Source organism: Psychrobacter sp. APC 3279, assembly GCF_030407795.1.
In the GTDB taxonomy this organism is placed as follows: Bacteria; Pseudomonadota; Gammaproteobacteria; order Pseudomonadales; family Moraxellaceae; genus Psychrobacter.
On the sequence record NZ_JASDCR010000007.1, the window covers coordinates 1 to 20712 of the forward strand.

Annotated in this window: 17 protein-coding genes and 2 tRNA genes; 3 read left to right on the forward strand and 16 right to left on the reverse strand. The window is 44.2% G+C overall.

Annotation, left to right across the window (positions count from 1 at the left end):
* From QL898_RS04720 to QL898_RS04785, 14 genes are all read right to left on the reverse strand, one after another.
* Positions 1-2149: Calx-beta domain-containing protein (locus QL898_RS04720; protein ID WP_290175975.1), on the reverse strand; the 2149-nt coding region annotated here is incomplete at its 3' end.
* A 514-nt stretch (positions 2150-2663) separates the two neighbouring features.
* The gene (locus tag QL898_RS04725; RefSeq protein ID WP_290175976.1) at positions 2664-3083 is read right to left on the reverse strand and encodes a PaaI family thioesterase; all 420 of its coding nucleotides are present in this window, start codon (positions 3081-3083) and stop codon (positions 2664-2666) included.
* A 142-nt stretch (positions 3084-3225) separates the two neighbouring features.
* Positions 3226-3768 (reverse strand): DUF3124 domain-containing protein, encoded by a 543-nt coding sequence (locus tag QL898_RS04730; RefSeq protein WP_290175977.1) that lies wholly within the window; start codon positions 3766-3768, stop codon positions 3226-3228.
* 43 nt (positions 3769-3811) lie between these two features.
* The gene (locus QL898_RS04735) at positions 3812-4513 is read right to left on the reverse strand and encodes a TrkA family potassium uptake protein (RefSeq protein WP_290175978.1); all 702 of its coding nucleotides are present in this window, start codon (positions 4511-4513) and stop codon (positions 3812-3814) included.
* Positions 4514-4580: 67 nt separating this feature from the next.
* Positions 4581-6341: a potassium transporter TrkG gene (locus QL898_RS04740; protein WP_290175979.1), complete on the reverse strand. Its 1761-nt coding sequence runs from the start codon at positions 6339-6341 to the stop codon at positions 4581-4583.
* A gap of 200 nt (positions 6342-6541) precedes the next feature.
* Positions 6542-7483, reverse strand: a complete 942-nt coding sequence (locus QL898_RS04745; protein ID WP_290175980.1) for a DMT family transporter — start codon at positions 7481-7483, stop codon at positions 6542-6544.
* A gap of 78 nt (positions 7484-7561) precedes the next feature.
* Complete coding sequence (locus QL898_RS04750; RefSeq protein WP_290175981.1) at positions 7562-8716, reverse strand: FAD-dependent oxidoreductase; 1155 nt, start codon at positions 8714-8716, stop codon at positions 7562-7564.
* Positions 8717-8847: 131 nt separating this feature from the next.
* Positions 8848-9270, reverse strand: coding sequence for a tetratricopeptide repeat protein (locus tag QL898_RS04755; protein ID WP_290175982.1), 423 nt, complete (start codon positions 9268-9270; stop codon positions 8848-8850).
* A 438-nt stretch (positions 9271-9708) separates the two neighbouring features.
* Entirely contained in the window at positions 9709-10197 is a 489-nt protein-coding gene (locus QL898_RS04760; protein WP_290175983.1) for a M48 family metallopeptidase, read from the reverse strand.
* Positions 10198-10420: 223 nt separating this feature from the next.
* Positions 10421-12466, reverse strand: coding sequence for a choline BCCT transporter BetT (betT, locus tag QL898_RS04765; protein ID WP_290175984.1), 2046 nt, complete (start codon positions 12464-12466; stop codon positions 10421-10423).
* Positions 12467-12758: 292 nt separating this feature from the next.
* The gene (betA, locus tag QL898_RS04770; protein WP_290175985.1) at positions 12759-14459 is read right to left on the reverse strand and encodes a choline dehydrogenase; all 1701 of its coding nucleotides are present in this window, start codon (positions 14457-14459) and stop codon (positions 12759-12761) included.
* Between the two features lie 118 nt (positions 14460-14577).
* Positions 14578-16080 carry a betaine-aldehyde dehydrogenase gene (gene betB, locus QL898_RS04775; protein ID WP_290175986.1) on the reverse strand — a complete coding sequence of 501 codons (1503 nt, stop codon included), beginning with the start codon at positions 16078-16080 and terminating at the stop codon, positions 14578-14580.
* 115 nt (positions 16081-16195) lie between these two features.
* Complete coding sequence (locus tag QL898_RS04780) at positions 16196-16765, reverse strand: TetR/AcrR family transcriptional regulator (RefSeq protein WP_290175987.1); 570 nt, start codon at positions 16763-16765, stop codon at positions 16196-16198.
* A 1-nt stretch (position 16766) separates the two neighbouring features.
* Positions 16767-17111 (reverse strand): multidrug efflux SMR transporter, encoded by a 345-nt coding sequence (locus QL898_RS04785; protein ID WP_057761111.1) that lies wholly within the window; start codon positions 17109-17111, stop codon positions 16767-16769.
* 504 nt (positions 17112-17615) lie between these two features.
* Here QL898_RS04785 and QL898_RS04790 point away from each other — a divergent pair.
* From QL898_RS04790 to QL898_RS04800, 3 genes are all read left to right on the forward strand, one after another.
* A tRNA-Asn gene (locus QL898_RS04790) sits at positions 17616-17691 on the forward strand.
* Positions 17692-17881: 190 nt separating this feature from the next.
* Positions 17882-18211, forward strand: coding sequence for a hypothetical protein (locus tag QL898_RS04795; RefSeq protein WP_057761113.1), 330 nt, complete (start codon positions 17882-17884; stop codon positions 18209-18211).
* A gap of 324 nt (positions 18212-18535) precedes the next feature.
* Positions 18536-19267, forward strand: a complete 732-nt coding sequence (locus QL898_RS04800; protein ID WP_290175988.1) for a hypothetical protein — start codon at positions 18536-18538, stop codon at positions 19265-19267.
* Between the two features lie 105 nt (positions 19268-19372).
* Here QL898_RS04800 and QL898_RS04805 read toward each other — a convergent pair.
* A tRNA-Ser gene (locus QL898_RS04805) sits at positions 19373-19463 on the reverse strand.
* Positions 19464-19555: 92 nt separating this feature from the next.
* Positions 19556-20704: a type I glyceraldehyde-3-phosphate dehydrogenase gene (locus QL898_RS04810; RefSeq protein WP_290176060.1), complete on the reverse strand. Its 1149-nt coding sequence runs from the start codon at positions 20702-20704 to the stop codon at positions 19556-19558.
* Between the last annotated feature and the right edge of the window lie 8 nt (positions 20705-20712).

A 20712-nucleotide genomic window follows, 5' to 3' on the forward strand; every position in this document is an offset into this window, starting at 1 on the left:
TGATGATAGGTGCATCATCATTGTCGGTGATGGTGCCGATACCGACGCCAGTACCGATGGTGACCGTGGTGGTCTCAGTAAGCTCGTCTGTCGCGTCATCTGTGGTTTCGTAGCTGACGGTAAAGCTCGTCACTCCTGCTGGGATGGTGATGGTGCCGGTAGCGGCATCATAAACAATGCCGGGAACACTAAAGACAGGCGGTGTTGCACTGTCATAATCACTCCCTGCAGTTGCAGTACCATCGGTGATGGCAAACGGATAGCTGACCGCTACCTCAGTTGGGTTTGATAAGGTCACGGTGTGAACCAAATCGCTACCCTCATCAGCACTAGCAGCAGAGACGGTAACGACGGGCTTGTCGCCATCGACCTCATCATTCACATCATCTGGATTGTTCGGGTTGTTGGTGTTGACGCGCTGGTCTTCATCAAGGATGACGCCAGTGGCAGTGCTTGTACCAACAGTGGCAGGCGTTGGACTGCTTGTCGGTATGGCAATATTAAGCACAAGCTCTTCTGAGCGCTCATACACAACGTCATCAATCACAGTGACCGTAATAGCAGGTGCACTGAGGCTGCCTGCCGGTATGTTGACCGTTGCACCATCCGCTAGGAAGGTTTGGATGTCAGACAGTTTGTCTAGCGTCACCAAAACCCCATCAGCATTGGTGTAGCTGATGCTGGCAATGTCAGCGGCTTCGACGGTGTTGTTATTACCCAAGCTCACGTTAACGGTGGTGTCAAGGTTGCTAAGGTTGGTCTGAGTCACGCTAAAGATGAGGGTGTTGTCCACGCCTTCAATCGCTTGCGCATCGGTTGCGCTAATGCTGACCACGGGGATATCATTCCCTACTGTTGGGTCAGCAGGATTAACTGGTGTGGTGCCATCAGTGGTGCCATCATCATAGATAGTCGTGGTGACACTGTCATTATCCGCACTAATGTTAGCTGTACCAGCAGTGGTACCAGTGATAGTGACCGTAAAGTCCTCAGCACCTTCGTAAATATTGTCATCTACCATTGGTAAGCTAAAATCAACAGAGGTCTGCCCAGCAGGAATCGTGACAGTCTTTATAGTTGGTGCAACGTAGTCATCGCTACCTTCTGTACTGCCATTGCTAATAATATAGCTAATAGTCGTATCGACTGCGCTTGGATTGCTTAAGCTCACGGTATACGTTGCGCTATTAACACTACCATCAGCAGCTGTTTCGCTCAGGCTTACTGTACCTTTGATGCTTACAGTTGGCGTGTCATCACCCACTGTTGGGTCATTAGGGTCTACTGGTATCGTGCCGTCAATGGTGCCATCATCGTAGATAGTCGTGGTAACAACGCTTTTAACAGGGTCAATAGTGGCCTTACCAGCACTGACGCTGGTTATAGCAACCATAAAGCTTTGAGCACCTTCGTAAACGTTATCATTCACAATTAGTATGCTAAAATTAACAGAGGTTTGTCCTGCTGGAATCGTGATGGTTTGCGTCATTGGTGCCGTATAGTCACCGCCATCGGCAGAACCAGGCGTAATGGTGACTGTCACACTGGTATCAACATCACTGGCCTTATCTAGAGTAACGCTATATAGCGCAGTGTTTGCATCATTCGTTGCCGTTGCTTCACTTAAGCCTTTAACACCACTGAGACTGACTATGGGCGCAGGTTCAGGACGATCATCACTACCACCGCCACTGATACCCGCAATCAAACCTGCCAATCCAAGTCCTGCAGCGACAGGTATCCACCACGGTATTGCCGCCGCAACATATTCTTCACCGCCTAACGCCTGTCCTTCTACGTCGCCTGCTGCCAATTGAGTCACATAATCGTAGGTTTCGCCAGTATCTGGAATGTAGTAGTAATAGTCGCCATCTTCTGCAATACCGACTAAGGCACTGTCTGCACTGTCATAAAAACCTTCTATAATTAAGTCACTGTCTTTGCCGTCTTCTTCAAATGAGACGTGCAGATCATTTTTGATGCGTTTGGTAATAATATGATTGGGCGCTCTACCGATCGCCATATCATGGAACTCGTAATTGACTTTCTCCATAGCTTGGATGACGGTTGGTTTTCCATCTTTAGTGACAACGGCCACTTCGGCTACGGTTTGAGTCGCATTATTTGTCTTAACCATGATAGTGTTCATATTTCTACCTTTTGCTTTTTATCGTTTAATTCGATTGATGTAAGTGCATGCTAGGCTGTTTGATTATCGAAGATTATCCCAAGGTCATTTTGACTGGATAAGTCTCTAATGAGTTCTTTCTTGACTCTTTTATATCTTTTATATCTTTTATATCTTTTATATCTTTTATATCTTTTATAATACTGTTTTTTAGGACTTAACCATAGTTAAATCAAGCCATCTTATCGACCATTCGTCGATTTTTACTCAAAAAAAAACCCTTTAAGTTATTAATTTTATTAAAATATTTTAAAATCCAACCATTTTCCCAGTCATTTTACAAAAGTAGATTATTGTTCTATATCCTATAAATAGAGTACGCTATCTATTATAAATTTAGACTAAAAACAATCTCTTTGCTTTATGAGTATTAATAGTTCATAGTCTCAAAACTTTATGAAAAATCTTTAAAAAACACCTTCATGCCAATAAAGCTCACACACAAGCGAGTTCAATTAACTTAATAAACTCAATACTATGACATTTGATTTTTAGGCGGGACAGAATACGTGCCGACCACATGAGCCACCATATCATCACATCCTTCTGAATAGAGAGAGACCTCCCCAACTATCAGCGTACGCCCTACTTTCATTAAGGTGCATTTGGCGATAATACGCGCTTCTGCTGAGGGCTTACGCAAAAAATTGATGGTCAGACTCGTGGTTACGGTCAATGGAACGATGCCGATTTTTCCGAGGATAGCGACGTAGATAGCGACATCAGCGACGGCCATCATAACCGGTCCCGAAACTGTGCCACCGGGACGCAGCTCGTTTATGCCGATCTCGTGCGATAAGGTCGCGCCATTTTCGCTGACCGCCTCGACGACGCATTTGGTTTGAGGAAACTCCAATGCCATAAAGGCGCTGATTTCTTCTTTGGTTGCAGACATAACTCTTCCTTGAATTGAACTGTCCATGTTGATTCGCTTAATTCATTTATACGATCATCGCTAGTTAGCAAAGTAGAAACTATTTTCGCCTATGCTATGGTGCTTTTTTAATACTTTAAATTACGCACCGACTATACATATATCAATGTATCACCGGCGTGCCTTCTGTACTAAAGGCAAAGCCTTTGTTGCTAAAATTACCAATCATGACCGCTTCGATCACAGGTTTGACGGTGTCATCCGCGCCTTCGACTTCGATAATAAAGTTAGCACCAGCGCCGCCTTTATTCTCTTCTTTTTCAACGATATAGTTGAGCGTGGCCATCGCTGGTAGCTCGATTGGCTTGTCTATATAGGATTTGACAAGGGCGCCATCGGTATCGTAATAATCAATTTTATTGATATATAGTGATTTTTCCAACGTGGTATTGCGTACGCTCAACGTCGCAGCCAGTAACACTTTACGATTGTCTTTATCGGTATAAATATCCGAATAAATGGGCACATAAAAGGTTTCTTTATAGCTAAACTCGCTGCGATCGACATTGGAGGTCACCTCTAACGCCTCAATCGGATCTTGCTGATTTTCGGACAGGGTGACGTTCGGATCTTGCGCGGACGGATCGCAGCCAGACAGGAGCGCCATAGCGGTGACCAATAGAACGACTGCGCTGCGCTTATTCATAGATTTCCCCTGTGTCTTCTCATGTCACTACGATGGTAAGCCGTTATTTGATTTTCACACCCACGCTACGTAAGAACTGGTTGATGTGTTTGTTCGCGCCATAAATAACCAAAACATCGTGGTCTTTTAATACTTGCTCCGGTGTTGCTAACCCTTGGATGCTCGGTTTGCTCTGAGTACGACCAAAGCTGTCTTCATAATACTCATAGCGCAAGGTACTAAGCAATCGTATATTGAACTTTTGCTCCAATTGCAATTCATCGATGGTCTTACCGATCAATACACTTGGAATATTAATCTCTACCATACTGAAGTTATCGCTTAACTCAAATGAATCGACAAAATAACGTAGCGACAGTCGTTTGGCCCAGCGATTGGCCGCTTCTTTTTCAGGATGAATCAAATCGTCCACCCCAATAGCCTGTAGGACTTTTTCGTGTAGTGGGTTGATACTGCGGCTGATCAACCGTTTTGCTTTTAGGGTCTTAAATAACGCCGTTGCCATCACGTTTGCGCCTTGATCTTCGCCAACTGCCACGATGACGATGTCAGTATCAATGATGGGTAAGCCGCTTACGGTATACTCATCTGTGGCATCCATACAAAGCGTATGAGAGATAACTTCCTTATAGGCTTCGACCCTTTGCATGTTGCTATCAATGCCAATCACTTCATGCCCTTGGCTAGTCAATGCAGAGCCTAGTGACGCGCCAAAATTCCCCAATCCTACGATAATATACTTCATAACCTTGATGACCTTTTTTAAACTATATTTTTCGCTTCTAAACGTAAAATTATTTATGTATAAAAATTTAGTTAATCGTAATTTCCTCAGTTGGATAGCGATAATTGCGTTGGCGCATGTTTTTGAGTAGCGCAATAAATATCGTTAGCATACTGACCCGACCAACAAACATAATGACCGATATCACCACTTTGCTAAAATCTGACAAATCTGCTGTTAGATTCAAACTCAGCCCTACTGTACTGTATGCTGAAAAACACTCAAACACTACTTTGATCAAATCAAGCTCTGGCTGATCATAGCTAATGAGCGTCACACCCGTACCGATGACCAGCAGTGACAACCACATAATAGAAAATGCGCGGCGCACGGAGATCTCCGCAATTTGACGTTTGAACACCTCGATCTTCGTTTGCCCACGGGCTAGACTGAGTGTATTCAATAAGGCAATCGCAAAGGTACTGGTCTTAATACCGCCCCCTGTCGAGTTTGGTGACGCACCAATCCACATCAAAAATATCGTCAGCATGATCGTTGGGAATGCAAGCTCACCCATATCAATCACATTGAATCCTGCGGTTCGCGGCGTGGCAGCGGTAAAGAATCCTGTGACCAGCTTACCAAAAATACTGGTATGGTCAGCGAGCACATTATCGTATTCAAATATCATTACCCCAACCAGACCGACCAGCAATAGCGCACCAGTCGTAATCAAGGTAATGCGGCTATTGATGTTGAGCAACCAAGGCTGATAAAAATAGCGTTGATCATGACGATACAGTAGTCGCTCAATGCGATGCCGTAGATAGCGCAGTACATTGACCACAATAGTGAAACCCATACCGCCAAAGATAAAGGTCATCGCCACGATCAGCTGTAGCGGGTAATTAAAGCGTAGCGAATCGTCATACATGCCAGCACTAAAGGTCGAAAACCCCGCATTACAAAAAGCTGAAATTGCATGAAAAATCGAAAAGAACAACTGCTCAGACCAACTCATATCGGGTATATCATAGATACTGATATAAATCAGTGCCGCTGCTACTGCTTCAACACCGAAAGTCACGTATAAGATTGACTTCAAGGTCGAGACTACGTTGCCCATACCGCGCATATACGACATCTCGCTGATACTGGCTTGCGTCTCATAACTGACGCCGCCCTTAAAAAAGTAACTAAAATAAGTCACAAATGTCAAAATACCTAAGCCGCCGACTTGTATTAAGCCCATAATAATGGCCTGTCCAAACGTCGTAAAATGGGTCGCCGTGTCCACCACAATAAGTCCTGTCACACAAACCGCACTGGTCGCGGTAAAGAGCGCATCAACAAAGGATAACGGCTGCGTTGTGGCATTAGGCATCATTAGCAGCAGGGCGCCTATCAGCACCACCGCCAAAAAGCTTAGAATAAAAAACTGCGCAGGATGCAGAAAGGTACGATTAAGATTGAACTCGTGATCAGACAGTTCACGAATGAAGGTGACAAACACGGCTATCTTGATGGCGACGAAGCCATCAACAGCGGCAGACAACCCAAAACGCATTAGGTCAGTAAAGTGTGCCGCAAGTAAAATAATAATAGCGATACTGGTAAAGGCATCGAATACCGCCACTTTATTAAGCGTGAACGGCTTATTTGTGTAGATATAACGGCCAACCGTCACCACAAAGCTCAAAAAAATAATGACCAAATAGAAAATATGGAACACTTGCTGGAGCCATGTTGGTAGTGTAAAACCACTATCCAACAAAGCAACAACGACCCCAATGACACTTATCAGAATCGTAACATTATTCAATAATCGATAACGCGTGGCTGCATTCATAGCCTGAATCCATGACAACAATAACCCCGATACTTATACTCCTTTTTTGCCCTATTCACAAAATTTGATTTGAGATAATCGTAACCAATTATGGAATCAATATAAGCTGTATGAGTAATTAAAATGGGTTATCAAATACTTACACGATTATAGATCTTTTATTGATGTACTTGCCCATTGGCACGTTTACTAAGCGCCCTTCATTCTTCTTTTGTTATGACCGTCGACATTTTTACGCCGCCCCATGTGACTAATGCCACACCAATCGCAATTAAAGTAGCGCCTAAAAACAAACCTTCTGGTGGACTTTCCCCCTGCAAAAAAATAGCGACAGGTACGCCGACAATGGCCCCTACCGCACCTAGTAAGCTTAGCAACACGGGCCCACCTGTCTTTTGCAATAGAAATAATAGTAAAAACTGTCCAGTAAATACGCCTGCTTGTATAGCTATCATGCTTAGCGGTAGCCAGTCCTCTAAAGATACAGCAATAGACAAATCTGACATCATACTGAATAAACCTAGCAGCAACGCTGCCGCAATCAACATACCTGGAGCGAGTGCGCCAGAAGACGCATTATCAGGCCAGCGTAACGTTCGATATATATTGCCAATAGCGAGTAGCACTGGACCACAAAGCGCGACTAAAATCCAAAATACACTAGAATCTGGCGCAGAGAATTTATGCACGGCTAATGCTCCTGCCCCGATGAGTGCTGCGATGACCCCAAGCGCACGGACAATATAAAATTGCTCTATACGTAGTATCAGCGCACCAAGATACGTTAGCAGTGGCGGCAATGAGAGGATTAAGGCGACGAAACCTGCGCCCACATGAGGAATGGCAGAGAATAATAATAAGTTGGCGGCCGCGACGCTGACCAGCGCCGCGACAAAATAATACTCTAAGCTACGAGCATTAAGAGGAGGGAGTTCTTTTCTGATGAGCGCTATCATAAATAAAATAACAGCAGCGCCAGTAATCGACCAAAACAAAAACCCTAATGGGGTCAGACCGACATCGATAGCGTACTTTGCCACATTGGTTGAGATACCAGTAAGTGCACCTCCTGCAAGCAGACAAACAAAAGGCACCAGCCAAGTAGTTTTGCGAGAAGTTTTCTGTGTGAGCGAGTCATTCATCGACTATCCTATTGGATGACGAATTTTCTTAGTCATGTTGGATGGCTTTTATAATAGCTTACAACAGCACCCTAATAGCTACTGGCGCAAAATGTCAGCAGGTATGCTTTGTACAGCGACGGTTGCTGCATCAATTGCCCCAGCGACATAGCCAGGGAACTGCGCTGACCACTCACTACCACAACCTGTTAGACAGTCTTGCCACACGCCTGTTTTTGGCTTGGACTGCGGTGCTACTGCATGCTGACCGTTACCGCTAGCATCAGCAGGCATCGCTATTAATGGATCTTGTGCCCAGTCTTTGAGATATTCAGCTTTTGGAGTACTTGCCTGCGTACCAAATAGTCGCACTAACTGGGCACGGCAATGTTCTTTTAGCACCGTATCAGAGACACTCTGACGTACTTGAGCAGGAACACCAAAGAAACCAAACAATGCCCCATCGCCCTCTAGCGTAGAGGCATCATGTATCTCAGTAAGCGGCCCTATTGCACTACGCGCGGCACCCGAGAGACCAACATCTCGCCAAAATGGTGATTCATAAACAGCAATGTATTTGGCATGGGGCGCCATCCAAGTAGCTGTCTCGCGCCACTGTTCACTTAAGTCTTGCGGTAGCGCTGGCTGAAATGCTATCCGACCTTCTACCAATCGAGGCGGTAACGCAAGTAGCACATGCTGCGCTCGGAACGTCGTCACATGTCCGGTCACATGTCCAGAAGTATCTTCGCTCTGTACTTCAATATATTGAGACGTCTTGTTCAACTGCCTTACCGTTTGATTGGTCATAATACAACTAGCATCTAGGCGAGCATATAAAGCCTCGATCAAAGAGGCCATACCATCGACTAGACGCATAGAAGGTGGTGCGCTTTTATAACCTTGCATACGTACAGGTGGCTGATTGGCAGCGCGCTCAATCATCATATCGCCTTCTTCGAACTGCGCAAAACGTGATAAATTTAACGATTCAATAAGTGTACTTAACTGCGTTTGATAATCAGGCCAGAACCATGACGGCCCTAAATCAAATGCTGCGCTTGATTCTGCTTGATCGACATTAGCACTGTTGTTCGCAGTATGTACATCTGAATATTTAGCAACTACAATGCGACCACCCAAGGTATCACGTGCCTCTAGCAATCTATACGCTATACCCTTTTGCTCTAATAAGAAGGCAGCATATAATCCGCTCAACCCACCACCAACGATTACCACAGGTATGTCTTGCATATCGGATTGCTCTATTTATAGTCGGTTCAATATAACTTGGATACAAGGAAGCCTAGTGAAAGTACGACAAGTAGTAAGCTAAGCGAGACTGACACCGTACCCAATTTTTGGAGGACTAACTATAATCAAAACTACTCTGCCAATAGCTTAGTAAGCATCTCATCTATCTCAACTTTAAACTCTTTATCTTCAATCTTATTTGCCGTGATTTTGGCATTTTGTAGACTTTGAATGGCCGCTTCTTTGTTACCTGTCTCAAGCTGTAACACCGCCATAGAAAAAGCAATCGACGATAGATGATCTTTTGAATTGATCGCCGTGGCTTTGGCTAGTGCTTTGTCATAAATGACCAGCGCTTCGTCCAAATCTTCTGTAAAGTCAGCAAGCGTTTCCCATTGCTCCGGATGATCTTTGTCTCTGTTTTCGTTATCCGTACAGATGGCTTTTAGCTCAGCATAAAACGCATCAAATTTTTCTTGATTACCGATACGGTCAGCCTCTAGTAACTCTTCTGCCAATTTATAAATAGATTTATATATTTTGGTATTAATCATTGCTTACAACCTTTTATTGACTTGGGGTATAGATTATTTGGTTAGGATTATAACGTAATTCTAGGGCGTGTCCTCATTTTAAAAATGGTGATAAAAATGAGATGAATTGCAGTCAAACAAGGAAAATAGCGCAGGTCATATCGGGATATTAACCAGCTATTTAACAATTTTTGGCAAAATTTAGCCATTTTTAGCCCGTTTAGATATGATCAATTGAATTGAGGACACGCCCTAGCGGCTCAGATGATCGCCACAGAAAAGGACACGATATTTATATGGCTGTTATTAACATTACTACGAACCTTATGAAGGTTGCTATTCATACTATAGTCGATTCAATTTAAAAGTAGTACAAGGCAACCGAGTGTAGATGTATATTTGATACTTCAAGCGAGGATGACGATGTAGCGGATGTATATAGACTTGACTATATTAGGGTTACAACTCGCACCAGTGCAGCCACAGTCGCGTATCCAGCTCGAACTGATGATACTCAGGCTCCATATGGCAGCATAATTGATAAAACGCTTTGTTATGCTCATGCTCTTTGAAATGGGCAAGCTCGTGCACCACTATCATGCGCAAAAACTCTGGCGGCGCGTCTTTAAATAGGCTAGCTACCGTGATGCTATTATGCGATTTGAGCTTACTCCCCTGTACGCGCGATTGCGTCGTATGGATACCCAGTGCATGTTTTAAAACTTTTAATTTACTGCTATAGCTGACATTTGATAGCTGACCAATCTTACGCATGTATTGAGTTTTTATCTCATTTATATACTGATAGAGCGCTTTGTCGCTTTGGATTTGATGTTGAGTCGGGTACTTTTTTTCCAGATACTCGCCCAACCTACCTTCACTGATAAGCTGAGCAGCTTGAGTTTGAATTTGTTCTGAGTAATGCGCTATGTACTTTAATTTGTTCACACATGTATCCTTTGCTAATACGTTGCAGCGTATCAGTCGATCAATTTAATCTTAGGGAATTTTACCTTATATCTGCGGTGCTTGTTTGCCACTTATTGGGGATATATCCTCAACTTAAACGACAGTTATTTATAAATAGTTATTCATAAAAAGAAACCCCATAAGCTGCGTTCAACTTATGGGGGCATTTTTACTGATAGTTTTACTTAAAAAGTGTACCGGATTAACGCTCTAAATGCAGATACTGCAAATGACGCTCATACTGATTTAAAATATCAACCAATACTTGCTCTTTTGAGTAGCCAACCAAGTCATACTCTTGCGAGCCTTCGCTTAAGAACACTTCCGCACGGTAGTAATACTCTGCGTGCTTAGTAGATGTGCTCAATGTAAAATTAGGACGATGAGCTTTAATCAGATTGACTTCATAAATAAAGTCATCTTCATCGCCATGACCGACACGCAGTTTTAGACCGTCTACCTGACCACTGTCTTGGTCCATGCCTGCATCGATACCTTCACCGATACTAGCAAGGTTTTTGGTATCTAATGAGGTTTTGAGACCACCTGCTTTAAACTCTTTTTCGACCTCAGACATCGCTGGCATCACGACCGTATGCAAGAATTTTTCAACCTGTGCATGGCCTGGGAAGCTCACAATACGTTGCAAGCGCGCTTTCCAGCTCTTCCCGCTGTCCAACACATTTGCCGTGCCGATTGTACTGGCTTTACGCTTGTTGCCTTCTTCTTTTAGCGACTTCCACATAGACATCATGTAAAGCACAAGAATAATAGAGAATGGCAAACCTGCAATGACAGAGACAGACTGTAGTGAAGAAAAACCACCTGCAAACAATAATCCTAAGGTAATAAGACCAGTCGCTGCTGCCCAAAACAGACGTAACCAAACAGGAGCATCGGTATCATTGGTCATACCTCTTGAGCTCAAGTTCGCTAATACTAACGCGCCTGAGTCAGCAGAAGTCACAAAGAAAATAAGACCAATAACCACACCCGCAAATGACAATACTTCACTGTAAGGAAAATATTCAAACAGCGCAAACATGCCCATTGCCGCATCATTGACCGCGATTTCGCCCAGCTCTGTTGCGCCATTGGCAACCAAATCTATCGCTGAATTACCAAAAATAGAGAACCATGCAAAAATAAACCCAAGCGGAATGAACATCACGCCAAATACGAACTCGCGCAACGTACGGCCACGGCTAATACGCGCAATAAATAGACCTACAAATGGTGCCCAAGCAACCCACCATGCCCAGAAAAATATCGTCCACCAAGATTTCCACTCGGCACCAGCAGCACCGTCATAGGCATAAACGTCAAAGGTTTTATGAATGATGGTTTGGAAATATTGACCGATATTTTGAGTAAAGGTATTTAATAGATACACCGTATTGCCCATTACCAATATGGCAAGCAACAACAGTATTGACGACAGCATGTTGAATTCAGATAGACGACGAACGCCTTTTTCGACACCTGTCATCGCAGAGACAGCAGCAGCCGCGACAACGCCCACAATGATGAGCGCCTGAACCATTTTGCTAGATTCGATACCGAACACATGGGTCAAGCCAGCATTTGCCTGCAATACTCCAATACCCAAACTAGTCGCAATACCCATCAACGTACAGACGACACCAAAGGTATCAATACCATCGCCTAACCAACCTTTGATTAAGCGTTCACCAAATATCGGTGTCAGCGGCGAGCGTAGCGCGAGTGGCATATTTTTGCGATAAGCAAAGTAAGCCAGCGCCATACCGATCAGCGCATAAATACCCCAACCGTGTAGACCCCAGTGCAAAAAAGTCTGAGCAAGTGCTTCGCGCATGGCTTCAGCACTCGCAGGCTCTAGGCCTGTATGCGGGGTCAAATAATGCATCAAAGGCTCAGAGGCACCAAAGAACAACAGGTCAATACCAATACCCGCTGAAAACAGCATGGCTGCCCACGCTAAAAACGGAAATTGTGCTTTTTCGTGGTCTTGACCAAGCTTTATATCGCCGTACTTAGAAAAACCAACAAACAACGCAAAGATACTATAAGCGGCAACCACCAACATATAATACCAGCCAAACTTGTCTGATACCCAAGTCATGCTCGCGCTCAACAAGGCCTCACTATAATCTGGAAAAGCGATGGTCCAGATTATCAATAAAATAGAAATAATAGCTGAGCCCATAAACACCGTTTTGTTTAGGGTCAGAGGTTTCGTCACATCTTGTGATGGCGAACTGTACATAAAAGACCTCAATAGGTAAATTAAACAGGGTCCGATATTGCTTTGTCCGGCATCGTCTAATAGTAGACTGATGATCTATAACCGTATAACGTGGAACCAACCGCATGACGGACAAAGCAGTACCAATAAATAAAAAGCTAATAAAACTATAAACAAATTCAACCTGAACGGTATTCATTATTCTAATACGTTAGCGCTGATAGAAAAGACCTCTACTTGGAAAGGCCTTTTGGTTAAAATTTTCTCATATCGTTATTTATTCAGTATCCTGTATGCAGGCTTATATTGCAGCCTACATCGTCGAGAGATAATCGCGCATTGGCTCTGAGCGCAGCGGTGCACCATTGGCCACATAATAATCTGCCGTTGAACGTGGCAGCTGTACGCCTCTCATCTTGTCGACGATTTTTTCGGCGAGCATAATAGTCGTAGCATTGAGATTACCACTAATAATGTTTGGCATGATAGATGCATCGACGACTCGCAAGCCATCAATACCATGTACCAGACCTTCGCCGTTTACTACCGAATCGTTATCTTCGCCCATCGCACAGGTACAAGATGGATGATAAGCCGTCTCACTATGATTGCGTACGTATTCATCTAATTGGGCATCGGTGACCAGATCATCAGTCGGTGCAATCGCGCGACCACGATAAGGATCAAGCGCTGGCTGATGCATGATCTCACGCGTGATACGCATTGCAGCACGGAACTCTTGCCAGTCTTGATCATGCGACATGTAGTTAAACAAGATACTTGGATGTGCTTTCGGATCACGTGATTTTAGCTTGACGCGACCACGGCTCGGTGAGCGCAGTGAGCCGACATGTGCTTGGAAGCTGTGTGATTTCACAGCACTGCGGCCATCGTAGCGTACGGCTAGTGGCAAGAAATGATACTGAATATTTGGATGGGTAAACTTCTCATCCGTACGGATGAAACCGCCACCTTCGAATTGGTTAGACGCACCCAGACCTGTGCCATTGAACAACCATTCTGCGCCAATCGCAGGCTTATTCCACCATTTATTGGCAGGCGCGATTGACACTGGTAGTTTGCATTCATACTGCATATATAGCTCTAGATGGTCTTGTAAATTATTACCGACACCTGGCAGATCCAATATTTCAGTCACGCCAGCGTCTTTTAACCACTGACCAGGACCGATACCTGAACGCTGCAGTAGTTGCGGTGAGGCAATCGCACCAGATGAGACAATCACTTCACGAGCGGCATGGAAATTTTTGGTCTGGCCTTCGTGTTCGACTTTGACACCGACAGCGCGCTTGCCGTCAAATAAAATCACATCAGTCAATGCACCTGTCAAAATCGTGATATTGCTACGTGGTTTGGCACGATCAAGATAGCCACGTGCTGTTGATGCACGGCGACCATTAGGCGTCACGAATCGATCCATCGGACCAAAACCTTCTTGCTGATAACCGTTTAGATCTTCGGTACGTGGATAGCCTGCTTGTACGCCCGCTTCAATCATCGCTTGGAACAGTGGATTGACCCCTGGCTTTGAGGTAGTCATTTCAACAGGTCCGCCCACGCCATGATAGTCATTCTCGCCAGCGTCACAGTTTTCTAGCTTTTTAAAATAAGGCAGGCAATCAGAATATGTCCAGTCTGACAGACCTTTTATCTTAGACCAGTCATCAAAATCTAGCGCATTACCACGGATATAGCACATACCGTTAATCAGCGATGAGCCACCTAGCCCTTTACCGCGGCCACAGTCCATGACACGGTTATTCATATATGGCTCAGGATCTGTCTTATAACCCCAGTTATAAGTCGTCCCTTGCAATGGCATTGCAAGCGCAGCTGGCATTTGGGTACGGAAGTCAAAACGATAGTCTGGACGACCTGCTTCTAACAGCAGTACCTTAATATTGGCATCTTCGGTCAGACGTGTGGCCAGCACATTTCCTGCTGAGCCTGCTCCGACGATAATATAGTCATACTCAGGTGTGGTTGATGTCATAACATACTCCATAATATTGAAAAAACATAAATCGTTTAGGGTCAGTAAGGTGTCCTAAAAAAGCTAAATTAAAGCTAATAAGCAACCTTACTGGCTTCGTTTTTCTCAATAAGATTGATTAAAAGACAGATTCAAACGCACCCAACTCTACTTGGATAGATTTGGTCTGAGTATAGTGTTCGAGCGCTTCGATACCGTTTTCGCGGCCGATACCAGAATGCTTGTAGCCGCCTACTGGCATTTGTGCTGCCGACTCGCCCCACGTGTTCAACCAGCAGATGCCAGCTTCAATCTGAGCGATGACTCGATGTGCGCGTTTTAGATCTGCAGTCACAACCCCAGCGGCCAAGCCATAATCGGTATCATTGGCACGGCGAATAACTTCTTCTTCGGTCTCGTACGTCAATATCGACATCACTGGGCCAAAGATTTCTTCGCGTACGATAGTCATATCATCAGTGCAATCAGTGAATACTGTCGGTGCGACAAATGCGCCGTTTGCAAGCTCGTTTGTCGTAACGCGCTCGCCACCTGTTAGCAGACGTGCGCCGCCTTTCTTACCTTGTTCAATATAGCCAAGCACTCTTTCCATATGCGGGAAGCTAACTAGCGGACCCATATTGATGTTCTCATCCATTGGATCGCCTAGCTTAATACGCTCAACACGGGTTAAGATGGCTTGCTCAAATTTAGCTTGTAGCGCTTTAGGGACGAATACGCGCGTACCGTTGGTACATACCTGACCAGTACTGTAGAAGTTGGCCATCATAGCGATGTCAGCAGCAGTATCAATATCTGCATCATCAAATATGATCAAAGGTGATTTACCACCAAGCTCCAAAGTTACGTCTTTTAGAGATGAGCTTGCCGCGCTCGACATGACTTTCTTGCCAGTCGGTACGCCACCTGTGAACGATACTTTGGCGATATCCGGGTGTTCAGTCAGCGCCTGACCCACTTCATAGTTACCTTGTACGACGTTAAACACACCATCTGGCAATCCAGCTTCGGTCAATATCTCTGCCAGTTTCAATGCCGTCAACGGTGTCACTTCTGATGGTTTAAAAATCATCGCATTACCAGCAGCCAGTGCAGGCGCCGCTTTCCACATCGCGATTTGAATCGGATAGTTCCATGCGCCAATACCCGCGACCACGCCAAGTGGCTCACGGCGAGTGTATACAAAACTAGTATCACGCAATGGAATCTGACGACCCTCAATCATCGGTGCCAGACCTGCATAGTATTCAACGACATCAGCACCAGTGACGATATCGACGTACTTCGTCTCAGAGTAAGCTTTACCTGTGTCCTTGGTCTCAAGTAGTGCCAACACATCATTGCGATCGCGCAATATCTCAACAGCCTTTGATAAAATTCGGCCACGCTCGACCGCTGTCATCGCCGCCCAAACTTTTTGACCTTTATGTGCGGCTTTTACAGCTTCATCAATCTGCTCATTGCTCGTTTGCTGAATCGTTGCCAATACTTCACCAGTGGCTGGATTGATATCTTCAAAAGTCGTCAGCGATTCGTCAACCGCTAGATAACGACCGTTAATATAGGCTGTTTGTACTTGGTCTAAATCGATAATATCTGTCAAATTATTAAAATCAGTCATAAATTTTCCTTAGGACGATTGGCAAAAGTACCTATACAAAGGTACTCAGGCCGAAAGGCGTAGTCGTTAGTTAAGTTTCGAAATCTAGTCTTTAAGTAGTAAAGTAAAAATTATTTTATAAATCAAAGTCTTGTTGCGTCATTTTTATCAAGCGATCACGTAATGATTGTTTGTCTGCGATATCGATACCTGAAAAGTCTGAGAGCCAAATACCATCAGCGACGAGGCGAACCATACATAATGTCTCGGTATTATCCGTTGCCGCATGTTTTTTGAGTTGCTCGTTCGCCCATTTAGCCCACAATTCACGCAGCTCGCTATCACCTAGCATCAGCACATATAGGGTTGCTTGATTATCGTATTCTTCCTGCCCTTGCTCCCCGAGGCTGATAGTGGCATCTATATAAGCGCGGGTAAATGAACCGTACTTAACAGGATCGTCAGCCATTGCTGCGTTTACTTCTGCCTCAAACTTAGCCATTGCATCATTGAAGACTTCTAGAACGAGTGCGTTCTTAGTAGAAAAATGATGCATCACGCCACCCTTTGTCACCCCAACCGCATCAGCGACTGCCTGAAACGTCACTTTAGATAAGCCTTGCTCTAACGTGATACGTGCTGCCTGATCTAACAACGCACGACGAACAACTTCTGGCTGTTTTTTACGCTTATAAGCATTTTCCATATCAATGCACCACAGAATTAGACAATAAGTTCATCACAACAACACCGCCGACGATCATCGCGATACCGACCACTGCTGCTGTATCAAGATTTTGCTTGAATAGCACCACACCAGCGAGTGACGTCAGCACAATCCCAAGCCCGCCCCACAGTGCGTACGCAATGCCTAACGGTATGGTCTTGAGCGTCTGAGCCAATAGATAAAATGAAACTGCATAAAGCGCGCCCATCATCAAAGTTGGCACCAAACGAGTGAACTGTTCTGACTTTACCAAAAAAGTCGTACCCACCACTTCGCATATAATGGCAATAGTCAGATAACCGTAAGCAATCGTAGTAGGACTCATCTTTAGAACACCCGCTTTTGTTCAACGCATGCTATGAAAAAACATAGCAAAGAAACCACATGGTCGGTATTTTATAGAACTCTACTGCCAATGTGAAGGGCTGTCTTGCAACTTTATTGTGTCAAACGGTATCGCACCACCCTTGTATTCAAAAACACAAAGCCTTAAATCCAGTTTTACTTTGCCGAATCGACGTCTGGTTCTATATTCTTATCGTTTGTCCAGGTGCCGTATAAAATTTTCTGAAAATATTTTTTATTTCTAAAGCACATTTTATTTCTAAAGCATATTTATCGTCATTTTCTATTGAGTTCTGCCTTGAAATAGCCTATCTGATAAGGGATTGGCGTTAATTTTCAATAATTGCGATAATATTTATAATTAAACGCATAATAAGGTTGACAGCCTGTAGTGACTTGGCTAAAATGTGCCCCACATAACGCAAACAAGCTAATTAACTGCTTTAATATAAAGCGTCAATAACTTGCTGTTATGACCAGCTATTCTCCAATAGCTCAGTTGGTAGAGCAACGGACTGTTAATCCGTGTGTCCCTGGTTCGAGCCCAGGTTGGAGAGCCATATACTAAAAACCTTCATCATAATTTGATGGAGGTTTTTTTATTGCTGCGTCTTTTATATTTACTTCTAATAATATTAGCACGGCTGTGGTGTTCTTTTAGACATTTTTGTTGTATGGTAAGATTAGTTTTGATTGGGTTCGTTTTTGTTTGAGTGCTTCGCTCTTACTCACTAAAAGTAATGGTTTATTATGATACCTGTACGTATAAAAAATAAGTTTTCTGATCATCCGCAAAAGATTATGCGCCCGATTAGTATTCGTTTGTCTGAAGAAATGATTGGCCTATTAGAAACGACGTCATCAGACTTGGGCTTTAAGCGCATTCAAGGGCTTATTCGTCTTTATATTCGTCAGGGCTTGGATCGTGACCATCAGGATTATACGCTTGCCCATGATGAAGTATTCATCGAAACGCTACGTAAGCGCGGTGTTAGCCAGCATATTATTGATGAAGCGATTGTAGTGACGCATAATAATAACATCACTCATCCGCTATCTGAGTTGCAAGACAACGATTAAACAATTAATAGTATCGTTGCTCATCAATAGTATCGCTGCTGAATAGTATTAAAATAAAAAAGACCAAGTTTGCTAACGCGAGCTTGGTCTTTTTTTGTGGCTGTTATAAAAGTTAAAGCATTACTGATATTTCTCTAACTCTCCTCTTGTTACGCCCTGCTTCCATCTAGTTCTCAGTACATATTTTTTTAAATACTCTGCGATATTTGCGGTTTTAGTTAGCCATAACTAAACACAACAGAGGTTTAAACAAGGTATATTAAGCATATAGTCGCGACTATTTATAAGGTTTTAACATAATAAAGATCTGTAAGGAGGGGTACGATGACGGGCCTACATCAGCGTTTCAACAAAACTTTGTTTTCAACCATGACGGTAGCAATGCTAGTGATTGCGACTGGCTGCTCATCGCCGCAGACTGATCCAAGTAAAACAACCATACCGACAGATTCTGACCAATGGCAAAAAAAGTTAGGCCAAACTTTTGAGCAATTGTCTGAGGCCGATCAACAAGTACTCAGCCGATATATGCTGCGTATGAAATTGAGCGACGCTTATGAATCAGGAGCCATGCCGCGCACCACTATTAAGCAAGCGCTGATACAACAGCGTGAATACGAGCGGCTGCATCCAAACAACCCAACGGGTAAGAAAAGCCCAATTGTCAAAGGTCAAGCGACTCACGCTACTGCACAGATGTATCCTGTCGCCCTACTACCTGTAAAAACCAGTGATAGCGATAGCTTAAATCAGGTCAAAATGCAGTTTATGCTATCCAATCATGGCAAAGGCGCGATAAAAAGTTTTAAAGGGACGCTGACCATGAAAGATGCCAATCTTACAAAGGGCAAAAACTTTAATGTGCCTTTGACAACGTTTGATCCACCTATCGCACCAGAGCAGTCTGGCAAGATCATTATTGAAAGCAGCATTGAGGATATCAATGTCATGCGCGCTATCAAAAATGCTAGTGGCATCACTATCGAGATTAATAAAGGCATGCTTATCTTAGTAGACGATCAGACAATCGAATTTGAAAACTCACTGGTGAAGTAGCTGTACAACCTACTATTGAGGATTTTATAGAAGGTACTAATGAATACTTTTATCAATACCATAAAAAAAAGCCCCAATCATTGCTGATTGGGGCTTTTTCGAATTTGGCGGAGACGGAGAGATTCGAACTCTCGAAGGGCTATTAACCCTTGTCGGTTTTCAAGACCGGTGCATTCAACCGCTCTGCCACGTCTCCATTGGTGCATCATTATATAGATATCATTTTATAATGCAAGCCCCTAAACTAAAAAAATCCAATTAATTTTCGAATACTTGTAAATTGGTGCGTTATCGCTTGCTTGAGGCCAGATGTAAGCACATATCGAGCAGCCTATTGGCATAACCCCATTCGTTGTCATACCATGCAAAAACCTTATATTGACCGCCTACTTGCATAAGCTGCTGACCATCAATGATAAGCGACTCAGTCTGATGGATAAAGTCGCTAGATACTAACGGCTCATCGGTATAAGCCATGATGTCATGCAAATGCGCCTGACTGGCAGATTTGAGCACCTCTCGCACTGTCTCGACATCGACATCTGGCGTATCAAACACAAAGGTGACATCAATCGCAGCCACATCGATAGTGGGCACTCGTATCGAATGCCCATTTATCTTGCCGACCATGGCTGGTAGCACCCGCTCTGTCGCAGCGATACTACTGGACGTCGTTGGGATAATGTTATAGCCAGAAGCGCGCGCCCGTCTTGGATCTCGATGTGCTTGATCCAATACCGTCTGATCGGCAGTGACTGCATGAATCTCGGTCATCATGGCGGACTGCACACCGAACGCCTTATCTAGCGTATCAATCAACGGTACCAATGCCTGTGTGGTACAAGAAACACTAGAGATAATCGGCAGCTCAAGCGTGAGCGCATCGGTATTCACGCCCATGACGATACAGGCATCCACATCGTCAAATGGCGCAGCACCGATAATTACTTGCTGCGCGCCAGCGTCAATATGTAGCGTCGCCTGCTCATACGAGCGAAAGTGCCCAGTACATTCTAAAACCACATCGACACCCAGCGCCTGCCAAGGTAAATTTTTGGGATCAGGCTCTGATAGCATATTGATACAATATGTTAGATTGTTTTTGGTCAGACAAAGCTGGGTTTTTCCTCCATTATCCGCGTTACTTTCTATGATCTCAGCATCGACGCCCAATCGACTAAGGCGACCGTGTGTACTGTCAAACTTTAGAAGATGCAGCAAAATATCTGCCGGCGCCAAATCATTAATGGCGACGACATGGATAGCACGTCCCAATACCTCAAAGCGCTCTAGCAAGGCGCGCAGTACATTGCGTCCTATACGTCCAAAACCATTGATGGCGACTCTTAGTGGCTGTGAGTGCTCACCAGTCGTACGAAACGTCGCCGCTATCGGGTCAGAGGTCAATTGATAAGTAGCGCTCGAAAAATCAGGCATAACATCGG